The organism is Croceicoccus mobilis, assembly GCF_001661965.1.
GTDB classification, from domain to species: Bacteria; Pseudomonadota; Alphaproteobacteria; order Sphingomonadales; family Sphingomonadaceae; genus Croceicoccus; species Croceicoccus mobilis.
Genome location: NZ_LYWZ01000002.1, coordinates 248,664 through 260,347, shown reverse-complemented (window position 1 = coordinate 260,347; position 11,684 = coordinate 248,664). Strand labels below are relative to the sequence as shown.

The following is an 11,684-nucleotide window of genomic DNA, read 5'->3' as shown; positions in this document are numbered from 1 at the left end:
TGAAGCGTCCCGGATTTTCCGGAGGCAGTTTCAATTGAGTCATGCGACCATATCGAGGTTCCCTCTAGCTGCATAGTAATTGGCTTCGGCCTCAGCGGGTGGGATGTGCCCGATGGGGCCGAACAGACGCTGGTTGTTGAACCAATCGACCCAGCGTAGCGTTGCCATTTCCACGGCCGACACGCTTGGCCATGATCGCTGCCGCCAGATCACTTCCGCCTTGTAGAGGCCGTTGATCGTCTCGGCCAAAGCGTTGTCGTAACTGTCGCCAACGCTGCCAACGGACGGGACGAGGTTGGCCTCTGCCAAGCGCTGGGTGTAGTTCATGGCCAGATATTGGACGCCCCTGTCGCTGTGATGGATCAGGCCGTCATCAGGGCCAGGCCTGCGCGCATGGATCGCCTGTTCCAGAGCATCGAGCACGAAGCCGGCGGTCGCCGACGTGCTGACCTTCCAGCCCACGATCCGGCGGGCATAGGCATCGATCACAAATGCCACGTAGACGAACCCGGCCCAGGTGTGGACATAGGTAAAGTCGACCACCCACAAAGCGTTCGGCCGGCTGACGCGGAACTCGCGGTTGACCTTGTCGAGCGGGCACGGCGCCTTGGGGTTGCTGACGGTCGTGACCGTCGTCTTGCCTCGTCGCACGCCTGCCAGCGACATGGTGCGCATCAACCGTTCCACGGTGCACTTGGCCACAGCGATGCCCTCGCGGCGTAACTGGTGCCAGACCTTGCGGGAACCGTAGAGGCCAAAGTTGTTGTCATGGACACGCCTGATCTCTTCCTTGATCTCATCATCGCGCCGGGCACGGGCCGGACGCCTGGTAGGATCTGCAAGCCGGGCAGCATGCTCGTGGTAGGAGGACGGGGCGATCGCCAGTTCACGGCAGATCGGCTCGATACCCAGTTCCTCACGGTGCGTGTCGATAAACGACATCACCATTTGCCGTGGCGGTCGAGCTCCGCCTGAGCAAAATATGCGGATGCCTTGCGGAGTATCTCGTTGGCCCGGCGCAACTCCTTCACTTCGCGTTCCAGCGCCTTGACCCGGTCCCGGTCGCTGGCGGCCTGCGCCGCTGGTCCCGCTCGTCGGCTCGCCTCCTCACGGCACCAGCGGCGCAGCGTCTCGGTCGTGCAGCCAACCTTCCCGGCAATCGAAGACAACGCTGCCCATTCCGACGGGTAATCCCCCCGGTGCTCATCCACCATTCGCACCGCGCGGTCACGAAACTCTGGCGAAAACTTGTTCCTTGTAGCGCTCATTCTGGCTCCTTCTCACAAATAGGAGCCTCCGGAAAACCCGGGACGCTTCAGACATCCACTTTGGTCAGGAGAAGGAAGGCGGCTGGGAACCGCATGACGATGTCCGCCGCGAAATCCTGTTGGATATGCGGCGGGTAAGGGAGGATGTGTTGGCCGCACCAGCGACGTCGCTGTTGCTGACCGGTGACATCGCGCAATCAGGACGCGAAGAAGAGTATAAGACCGCAAGCGACTGGCTGGCCGATGCGGCCGAGGCCACGGGTTCTCCTGCCCGCAAGATAATGGCCGTTCCTGGCAATCACGATGTCGACTTGCGCGGATTGAAAGAGGAGCATCGAGCCCTTCAAACCTGGATGAGGACAGCGCCTCTAGATAAGGTTGAGCAGGCAATGACGCAGATTCTGGGGGAAGATCGTCACCCCATTCCACGCAAACTGGCCGACTATCGTAGCTTCGCGTTCGCCCACGATACCGATTTTCAAAACTGGTCTTATCCGGTGACAACCAAGACCTTTGAGGTGAATGGTCAGAGTATTCGCTTCAAGGGTTTATGTACCGCCATGGCGTCCGACCGAGACGACGCCAAAAACTCGATGTTTCTGAGCGCTTCGCAATATCGCATTCCTCGTGATCCAGAAGTTATAGATGTCGTTTTCATGCACCATCCACTCACTTGGCTGCGTGACGCCGATAGAATCGAAAACTATCTGAACTCCAGGGCGCGCATCCTCATAACGGGGCACGAGCATCAACCAATCATCGAACCGTGCGAGCATCATGCGGGATATCAGCAGCTGCGGCTGGCTGCCGGCGCAGCCAATCCGCCGTATGCCGACGACATCTTCCGCTACAGCTACAGCTGGCTAGAATTCGACTGGGTCAATGACGACGATGGTGGAGTCTTGGTCGTGCGAGTGTATCCTCGAACGTGGTGCGAGCAGTCGACGTGCTTCAAGCCGGATGACAAACTGGTCGGCGAAGATCAGTTCGTGGAACACCGCATCCGATGCGCCATTGCAAAGCGCAACCCCGCAGCGCGAGCCGACCAGCCAAAGGAGGCGGACGTGAAAGGGGCGCACTCTGAATCGAGCGAGAGTCCCGGTTCTGATGGCTCTACGCGCGAAGGGGCCACGGCTCCATTCAACAATTTGGTGCAAGCCGTCAGCGGCAAGGCGCTGGACGATCTACGGTTCTTTTTCTGGCGCAAGATGCAGAAATCGGAACGTGCCGAGATTCTCATCGAAGTCGGACTACTTTCGGAACGCGCCAGACTAAGGCTTCCCAGCGCGGTCGAGCGGCAGGCATTCGAGGAGGCGATCGAGATCGGGTGCCTCCACCGCCTGTGGAACACCGTGATGAGACGCGCCAGTCCGTCCGACCGGCTCGACAATCCCTTCGGAGAGAACGAATGATCGAAGACATCGCCGGCTGGTATAGAACCGGCCCGGAAAATATGAGCGACGAGCGCCTCGCGCAGCGCCGCGAAGCAGCGTCCAGTCTGGCGGATCAAGTGTCTAGCTGGACGACAATTGAACAACTGGAACTCTGCGCCTTCGGTCTCGGTCACGTCCTTCCGGTTCAAGTCCTACCTAGCGTGGCTGAAAAGGTTCGCCAGACGATGGTTGAGGCACAACCATCCTTCAACCCAAGTTCCGACGCCGCCATGGGTGATGCGAGGATTTGCGCGCTCGTAGCGATAGAGGCCGCAATCGTGGCGAGATCGGGCCGAGACATTCGACTGCAGAGGAAAGAGCCTGCCATCCTACTTGCGGCGGCTCTACTAGCAGGAACGGGCTTGCGTGAGACGAGCTTAGGTTCGGGAAGTGCGGGGAAGATCCTTGCTCTTTTGGAAAGCGCGCAAAGCCTACTCGCCGCAACCGACGCCAAGCGCCGCGAAAGGCGCATAGCATCGCCGCCGGACGTATCGAAGCTAAGGGGTGCGACCGACGTGCCCTCTCTCGCGACGCAGGCCGCAAAGGCTGTCCAGCATATTTGGGAGGACTCGCTCCTCGATCGCGAGGAACTGCAGGTTCTATGGTGGACGACCAGCCGGTTCTCAATGAGCAAGTCGTCGCGATATTCCGAAATGGAGCGCGCTACGGCGGCGTTGATGTCGGGTCGCGATCTCGCGAGCCTTGTCGATTGGCCGGCCACACCGGCCTTCTCGGAACTAGCCGCGGCCATGGTCCACGAAGGGGATGACGACCCTACTGGTATGGATCTGCTCGCAACCTTCACTAGAGACGATTGGGCGAGCCTCCCGGAGTTTGACGGAGAAACCCTGCGTCCCCTCTTGCCGCTCCATTCGACGGCGGCTGAGAGGCGCGAAGGCTCCGACGCGGACAACATGCCGTCGGGATTGCGCAAGAACTTCGGTTTGAGAGATGTCGCCAGACAGTCCTTCGCTGAATCGGCACTGCTCAAAAGAGTTACGTGAGCTAAATGGAATATACCTGCTCCTTCGAGGGCTGTACCTTCGCGGAAACCGGCGTTTGCAGCGCCACTGGTGGGGGGGTGCCATGCGAACACGCGACCAAGATCGTTCCCGAAGCTGCCAGCCAGATGGATGGATCGCAGTTGGGCGACCACGAGGACGTGAGGTCCTCTGCTGCATCCGAACCCGGCGACATCGACCTGGACAAAGCCGGTAACGAGCGGCGCGAAGAGCCCGGGGTTTTCCAAGGTATATACAGCGGCGAAGAGCTCGGCACGTCGGAACTGAGAGAGCTGATGTCGGAGCGGCCCTCAAGGCTCATTGCGATCCTCGGCGAGGAGAAGTCAGGCAAGACGGGCTTCCTCGTATGCCTCTACCTCATGATCATGAGTGGAGACATGGAAGAGGCTGGCTACCTCTTCGTCAATAGCAGAACGTTGCCCGGCTTTGAGACCAGGGCCAACGCCAGCCGCATCTGGCCGGAAGACAAACCGTCGAGCCTGTCGGTGAGGACGACCAACCAGAGCCGTGAAGCCGGGTTTATGCATCTCGACCTCAAGGAAGTCGACACGGGGCTAAGGCATAGACTGCTGATGTCGGACATCCCTGGCGAATGGACAGACAAGCTGATCGGCTCGACGTCTGCTTCCGAACCGCTGGCGTTCGTCCGTCGATCGGATCACATCCTCCTCCTCATCGATGGACACAAACTCCACGGTGCTGCACGCAATCGCGAAGTGGAACGCAACCGGCTGCTGCTCGACCGGCTGGCGAAGGCGATCGAGGCATCGAACGTCCCGATGCTGATAATGGCGACCTACGAGGATGAGATGCATGACACCGATCTGCCAGGTCTGGAGCAGATCGCGGAGGAAGCACGCCATCTGGGCTTTTCTGTCGGCACCCGGCGGATATGCACCTACTCGGTCACGAGTATGCACATGGGGCACGGGGTGGCCGACGTACTCCAACACATCCTGAAAACATCTAGTCTGGCCACCACTGGGCGGGTCACCAGTAAGCCTGCCCGCATCTTCGGCTGGTCAGCCGCGATGCGGGCGGCAGCGGAAAGCATAGAGGCGTGACGACCGAAACCATCCTCTTCGCAGGCCCTTCGGCGGCCGGAAAATCCAACTACCTCTTCAGGGCGTGGCTCTCGATAGCGAAGAGTCGCGAGGGCCGACTGCGAACGAACGGAACTCCGGATGAACTCGACTACATCTGGGAAGGATCCAATCGGCAACTGTCCGGCGAGTTTGCCCAGAAGACCCAGCTCGATGTCAGCGAGATGATCGTGATCCCGCTCATGGTCGACGAGCGCAAATTGGAGCTCACCGTCCCGGACCGGCCAGGAGAGGATTGGTCCAACCTCTATTTCGATCGTCGCTTCCCTGGGCACTGGGACGAACTGATCACTTCGGCCAGCGGAATACTCTTTTTCCTCCCATCACAGATACCCGACGACCCGATTGACAGGATGCAGACCGACCAGTTCGGAGGCTCGAACGCCACCATGGCGCAGGGGAAGGACATGTCCCTTTCGGGACCGCCAATGCAGACCCTTATTACCGACGTGATTATGATGTGCGTCGAGAGGCGTAGACAGCTGAACGGGAGGCCAATGAAGCTGGGCATAGTCGTGACGGCTTGGGACATGTTGCACGACGAGGACCAGTGGATCGGACCACTCGACCACCTACGTCAGGAGCACAAGCTGCTCCACGACTTCGTTTCCACTAACGCGGACGTCCTCGACATGTCGGTATTTGGTGTGTCGCTATTCGGAGGGGACCTAAACGACGAAGAGTTCCGAGCCGAAGTCCTCGCAGGTGAGCCTTCGCGGATGGGCTACACATTCCATAATTTGCAGGGCGCGGTCGAGCGAAGCGACGATGTCCTGCTGCCCATCAAATGGGCTCTCGACGCGTTGGACTGATGATACTGGAACTTGAACAGACAGTCCACGGATATCGCCGTGGCCACGAACTGCTCGCTGGCGGCAAAGGATTGCCGAAGGCCGATCTGACTGAACTCCTCCGTCTCAGCGACCTCTCGGGCTCAATGATCGAACCAAAGTTCGACGACTACCTCACCCTCTATCCGCTACCCTCGCGATCACACTACTGCATTGCCAGGACATGGCAGGACGTCGATGCGCCGCGGAGGGGCTGCGTGTTCACGCATTCGATCCTAGTCCCCATGGACGATTGGGCCGACGGCCTTTCGGCTTTCGCCGTGGCGGCGTTGCATCGTCGGCCGTCCAACGCGAATCTCGCGAGTTTCGAAGCGGCAACGCCACCCATTGAACTTGGTCCAAACGCCGCCAACAGCTACGCCTCGAAATCCGGTGGCCCGCCCGAGGGGCCACTCCACGACTTTATCGTCAAGTATTACGAGAAGCAAAAAATTCCAATCGTATGGCCCTTCATAGATGCGGCGTGGACTGACGACCTACTATTGCGCGTCGCGGACCTGGGGCACGGACCCCTGAGGTCCCGCTTTGCAGGTTGCTCCTACGCCCTCCAGTCGAAAGCCACTGCGGAGCGCGTCTTTGACCTGATGCTTGTTCCGCGCAAGGCCATGGGCCGCTTTAGCGAGGTCTCGCCCTCCAACATCGTCGACAACACGGCGACCGTGGGCGCATCGGTGGAGAACGCCGCACAGTTCGGTGGGAGCTATGGCCTCGCCGAGGCCTTGCTGAATGGTTCGCCCGACCTGACACAGTTAATCAGAGAAGCAGGAGGTACGCTTCCGGCGTCGCGAGACACGATAGTAAAGCTCGTTCGGATCAGCGAGATGCGCGAGATGTCGAAGAACGCGTCTTCCGGTATCCTTGCCGAACTGGATCTGTGGAACGCGATAGCGCCCACGGCCGACGTCGCGATCAAGGCTAAGCGTAGCGCGCTCCTTGAAGCATGGTCGCGTCTAAAGGAACTTGAGCCTGACGATAGAATGAATTTCCTCATGTCGGTTCTCCAACGAGCGATGAGACCGTCCATGAGGCAGGCATATGCCGAGACGCGCCCCAACTGGGTTGGATCGGTTTCGATATCGGCGGAAGAGACGAGCGATGGCGTCGCTCTACTCGCGGAAAGAAGGAACGCGCCCGCTCCGTTCGTTGCGTTGGTCGCAAAATCCCTAGTAAAAGACTTGCGGATCACGAGCGAAACCTTGCCAGCTTTGGCAGTTATCGATCGACGGACTGCGCGCCGGATGATCGCACATCAGCCAACACTCCCCAAGATTATCCTCGATGCGGCCGACGCCACCAGTCAGGGGCGCGCTTTCGCAGATAGGGTCAGCAGCTGGCTCAACGATGGAATGGCTGGCCGTGCGCGACGGGCGAAGATCCACCTGCTGGGATCGCGATGGATACTTCTCCACGACGATCTCGCCAAGACCGTCCTTACGGATTTGGAAGAGACCGACGTCCACACTCTTCTCGAGACCGTGGCACGCAATCCTACAAGCTACAGCATCCCCATACGGAAACTATTGGCGGACTGTGTGAAGCGGGCCCGGAAGAAGGCGGCGGCTCATTATGTCCGGGAGGGCCTGAGGCATCATGAGGAACTGGCTTTGGCCGAGATGAGTGCCAGCGGTTTCGAAGAGGTGTTGAAGATCCTAGACCGGACGAGGGACATTGGCGACGCCGAGCTGGCCGTCGATTTCCTTCGAGGTTTCCTGCAAAGCTCCAAACTTGTGCCTACCCAGTCCGAAGCAGACCGGATGTTTGACCTTCTCGTTGCCGACCCGGCGTCAGACGACGAGATACTTTCCGGTCTGGCCCGGCGCGTAAGCGCTCGCAAGGTCGGAGCCGTCAAGGTGATCACGCCGCGTCTCGTCGAGACCCGCAAGACGTTGGCGCGTCGCCGGTTCGAATTTGTGCTGCGCAGTCGCTTTGAAAAGGGGATGGTGGATGCCAAATTCTCGGAGGCTGTCGCCGAACTTGCACGAGACGGGGCGGTAGATCGGCGGCTGGTGGACGCCATGATCGACCGCATGTTGAGTATCGCGGCGGATGGAAAGCCCCGCAAGCTGTGGTCCTCCACAAAAATTCTGCTTCAAGGGCTTCCGCCACGAACCTTTGAGATCGCCCCTGATTTGCTCCTGCAACTCGCAGGACGGACTGCAAAGAGCTTCGACGACGAGATTGTGGCATTATGGCTCGATATTCTGGGCATCACCAAGGAGCGATCACCTGCGCGATGGAAGTCTCTCGCGATCGCATCGCTCGTGTTGGCGGAACGAGAGCGGAAGGCACCTATGGGCCCCATCGTCGCAGCGACCTTCGCGCCCTACTATGCTAGTCTGCCCAAGGGTCGGAAATCTAACTGGCTTCTGGACCCTTTCGGGTTCTTTGAGGTGCCCGACCGCAGGAAGGAGGCAGCCGGACAGATCATTGAATGGTTCCATGACAGCACTTGGAGTCCCGCGTTTCTCGCTTTGGCGGCGTCAAATGCAGGAATACTCGAGAAGGTTCTGAAGATTGCCCGAAGCCAAAAGAGACATACGCTAATTGATCGTATGCGTAACGATCTTCGACAGCGTCGCATGAAGATGCTGGACTTGAGAGTTACTGATTTCGTCGAAACGTGAGCCGAGATAGCGAAATAGGGCACCAGGAGCGAGGGCACATAGCAGTGAATCGTTTCATATCGAATGAATGGCGGCTTTCGGGTCCCGCTGAGTGTGTTCGAAATGTCCAAGATCGTGCGACCGGATCCTGGCACGTAGCTGACGCATCAGCACAACCGATGGACGTCTACTATCCTGATATTGCGCTCTAAAACCTGTCGTTCCGGTTCGTCCGACATGGCGGTCGATAAAACTAGTTCCACGTCGCCTGTTGCTCCTTCGGAAGTTGACGGAAATCTCCAAAACCGGGTGTGATGGAGGTTCATCGAAGCGCCCGAGATAAGTTGCCAATTAGGTCAGAGAGTAGAGAGTGCAAAATATCGGCGAACCTTCAAGGGGGTGAAATTTCCCCTCCCAATATCATTCTGTTTCCGCTATGTTCCAAGGAGTTGCCGGATGAACGCCCTGATGCCCAACTTCGATCTTGATCCCAGAAACAAGCCTCACGGCGAGGAATGGCAGGGCTTTGCCGAGGTCGACGAGGCCATCCGCGAAAACCGCCTCGTGGAATTTCGGTTCCGCAAGTCCTGGGCCGATCCCTGGGGCCGCAAGCTTACGATAGCTGGCGGGCTGGTGATTGTCGCAGTGTTTGCGTACCTGATTGGGTCGTCCCTGCGGATATTTTAAGCCGGATCCCCTACCACTTCTTCACTTCATCCGCGGCATCAGCGCTGGCCCCGCGAGCGTCTTTCGTGGATTGCTGTAGCGCATCGCGAACCTTGCCGACACGTTCGTCCCCGTCAGATTGCACGCGGCTGACTTCGTTCTGAATTGGACCAATATCCGGGGCGCGGGGCACAGAGCCGCCGATCTTTCCGCCAACTCCTGATTGGCTCCGGACATCAGCCGAACCAGACACGTTGGGTCGCGCAACGGTTGGGCCGGAGTTCAGCACGAGTTGATCCTCGATATTGTCGCGCAGGACATCGGCGTAGCTTTCAATAAAACGGGCCTGCAGTGCCCGGCCTTCGGCGCCGAGCTGAAACGCAACATCGTCGAAGCGCGCATTGCCGTAGAAGTCGCGGTTGCGGTCGATCTCCGCCATCCCCCATTCGCGATAGGCCTGCGACAGGTTGAGCGTGCCCGAGGCGCTGTTGCTGTCAAAAAGCGAGGCCTGCTGTTCGAGGCGGTTAGCGATCTCTTCCGATCGCCGTGCTTCCCTCGTGTAGCTCTGGGCTTCGGTCAGCGAAGCATTCATTCCGCTTGCGGACGTGGAAACGGCCGAACTAGACTCTGTCCCGACGGTGCGAACAAAGCCGTCGCGCGTGCTGGACCAGTTCCGGCTATCGGATAGCTGGCGCAGGCTGCCCAGTATCCGCGACCGGTCTTCCGAGGCGATCCCGATATCGCTGTCGGACCAGGTCTTCGTTCCGCCGCCTTTGGCGCCCGCCTTCGCAGACAAAACCCCGTTCGAAACGCCGGCATTGGCTCCGGCTTCCCCACCGACAAACCATGCCGTTGTGATATCGTCGGCCGCCCGCCGCGATAGCCCGTACTGGCGCTGCAGCGCGAGCGAAGCCTGGTCGACTTCGGAGAAGGCGGTCTGGATGCTGTCGGAGCTCGACTGCCCGGTGGCAGTCTCGAAAGCCCGGCCCTGGCTGTACTGGTCACGCAGTTCGCGGAAGCGCGAGACGGCACTGCTGGTAGATTGGGCGGCGATATTGGCGAGGCTTTCCGAATTCGCGCGGGCTTCGCTCGCCATGGTGGCAAGTCGGCTCGAGACTTCCTGGCCGACCGTGGGCGTGAAGGGATAGCTCGAATTCGGGAGCTGGTCGTAGCTGGCTTCGGAATAGCTGGTCTCGACCGATCCCGAGGCGCTGACGGTGCGGGTCTGCGCCGCGCCATAGGCGAACGAGGGCGCGACGGTTCCTTGCGCGAACTGGCGGGAAAGCACATTCGAGTTCTCGAAGCTCGTATTGCCCAAGGCGACATTGCCGGTGCTGGCTTCGCGCGCCGCTTCCTCGGCGGCGTTCTGGCTGGGGTTCAGATAGCTTGTCGCATGGTGCGAGATCGCCATGGCGCCGCGCGCGACCCCGCCGGCAAGGAACGGCACCGAGGCGATGAGATAGCCTGCCAGGATGCCGATATCGCTGTTGACGTCGGCCATGCCGGTAAAGCTGGCAAGCGTCAGACCGTTGCTGCCCGCGACCGCGCTCATGTCGGCGGCGCCCTTGGCCATCAGCATCATGTGGAGGATGACGAAAAGCGGGCCCCAAGCGGCAAGGTAGAAGAAGCCGGTGACGTAGCCTTTCAAGGCAACCGGGCCCGAGCGCGGCATCAGGAACAGCGGAAAGAGCACGGGGAAAAGCGCATAGAACAGGACCGTCAGGACCACGTTCAGGAGCGGCACCCATTTCATGGCATTGCTGGCGATCGAGGAATACGTGCGCTCGGTCTGGATATCGGCGCGGGTCTGGGCATAGACATCGACGCTGCCGGCGCCGCTCGCCCCCGACATCGAATGCATCGCGCTTTCCATCGCATTTATGGTCAGCGTCTGCTGGAAAATCTCGGTCGCATTGGCCGAGACGCCGGAAAGATACTGGTAGGCGATGGGGAGATCGGCAAAGAGCTTGGCCTTGGCGAGCGCCGCATTCTGGTTGGGATAGAGCTGGCGCCCGAAGACGGTGCCCATGTCATCGACCAGCCCGGCCCATTGCGTGGACAGCGCGTTATAGGCCTCGCGGCAGGTGACGATGTCCGAAGTGACCATGCCTGTACCGGTGTCGCGCACGAGAAAGCGCTGCGCGCGGGCCTGGCTGCCCGGCGCGATCGTCGCCCAGATATCGCTGCTTTCAGCGAGGTCCTTCATCGACATGCGGCCGAGCAGCACGTCGTAGAACACGCATTGTTTGAAATGCTCGTCGAGATTGGCGGCAAATTCCGGATCGGAAATGCGCAAGGACCGCGTCGCGTCATAGAGCCGCGCGCCGTAGATCATCCCGTTCTTCGAATAGTCGAGATCGCCGGGAAGGCCGAAAACGACTTCGGCGGAGCCAGTGAGATAGTCGCCGACCTGGCTGGTGAAACTCGCCATAAGCGCAAGTCCCAGCGGCACATTGGCGACTTCGGCCGGCGCGAGGCCAGGGTTCAGCCGGTCGGTGACATGGACGTCGAGGCGCGGCACCATCAGGCAGGAATAGATGAGGGTGGCGCCGAGGAACCAGTTGATCCAGGCACGCCAGTCCTGGTTGAAGGCGAGGGTGAGCGCGGAGAGGCCCAGCCCCATGACCATGACAACCTGGATCAGGCTCTTGTAGCCGCCGTTTCCGGTCCAGGCCGCGACGGCCTGGAAGGTGCTGACGAGATAGTCGCCGCCGCCGATCGTGAAGATCTCGACCATT

8 protein-coding genes and 1 other annotated feature are annotated in these 11,684 nt (G+C 59.9%); of the genes, 6 read left to right on the top strand and 2 right to left on the bottom strand.

All coding sequences use genetic code 11. The features are described 5' to 3' along the window. Nucleotides 1-39: 39 nt before the first annotated feature. Nucleotides 40-1,268 (bottom strand): IS3 family transposase gene (locus A9D13_RS01525; RefSeq protein WP_373288794.1). Its coding sequence is split into 2 segments (ribosomal slippage): nucleotides 40-977 and nucleotides 977-1,268, totalling 1,230 coding nucleotides; the frame shifts between segments, so codons are not numbered across the junction. After that, nucleotides 873-987: a sequence feature (AL1L pseudoknot), on the bottom strand. Its footprint overlaps the gene before it by 115 nt. A gap of 53 nt (nucleotides 1,269-1,321) precedes the next feature. Between A9D13_RS01525 and A9D13_RS01515 the strand changes: the two genes are divergently transcribed. The 6 genes from A9D13_RS01515 (at nucleotide 1,322) to A9D13_RS01490 (ending at nucleotide 8,967) form a co-directional block, all read left to right on the top strand. Further along, nucleotides 1,322-2,680: a metallophosphoesterase gene (locus tag A9D13_RS01515; RefSeq protein WP_082922021.1), complete on the top strand. Its 1,359-nt coding sequence runs from the start codon at nucleotides 1,322-1,324 to the stop codon at nucleotides 2,678-2,680. Next, a complete protein-coding gene (locus A9D13_RS01510) occupies nucleotides 2,677-3,705 on the top strand; it encodes a GTPase-associated system all-helical protein GASH (protein ID WP_066769107.1) in 1,029 nt (342 codons plus the stop codon). Before A9D13_RS01515 ends, A9D13_RS01510 begins: the two co-directional genes overlap by 4 nt. A 5-nt stretch (nucleotides 3,706-3,710) precedes the next feature. Next, nucleotides 3,711-4,787 (top strand): TRAFAC clade GTPase domain-containing protein, encoded by a 1,077-nt coding sequence (locus tag A9D13_RS01505; RefSeq protein WP_066769104.1) that lies wholly within the window; start codon nucleotides 3,711-3,713, stop codon nucleotides 4,785-4,787. Continuing rightward, a complete protein-coding gene (locus A9D13_RS01500) occupies nucleotides 4,784-5,638 on the top strand; it encodes a TRAFAC clade GTPase domain-containing protein (protein WP_066769101.1) in 855 nt (284 codons plus the stop codon). Before A9D13_RS01505 ends, A9D13_RS01500 begins: the two co-directional genes overlap by 4 nt. Continuing rightward, nucleotides 5,638-8,301 (top strand): GAP1-N1 domain-containing protein, encoded by a 2,664-nt coding sequence (locus A9D13_RS01495; protein WP_066769098.1) that lies wholly within the window; start codon nucleotides 5,638-5,640, stop codon nucleotides 8,299-8,301. Before A9D13_RS01500 ends, A9D13_RS01495 begins: the two co-directional genes overlap by 1 nt. A 435-nt stretch (nucleotides 8,302-8,736) precedes the next feature. Beyond that, on the top strand, nucleotides 8,737-8,967 hold the full coding sequence (locus tag A9D13_RS01490) for a hypothetical protein (RefSeq protein ID WP_066769096.1): 231 nt from the start codon (nucleotides 8,737-8,739) through the stop codon (nucleotides 8,965-8,967). A 10-nt stretch (nucleotides 8,968-8,977) separates the two neighbouring features. Here A9D13_RS01490 and A9D13_RS01485 read toward each other — a convergent pair whose 3' ends face one another. Beyond that, the gene (locus tag A9D13_RS01485) at nucleotides 8,978-11,683 is read right to left on the bottom strand and encodes a conjugal transfer protein TraG N-terminal domain-containing protein (protein ID WP_066769094.1); all 2,706 of its coding nucleotides are present in this window, start codon (nucleotides 11,681-11,683) and stop codon (nucleotides 8,978-8,980) included. Nucleotide 11,684 lies beyond the last annotated feature (1 nt).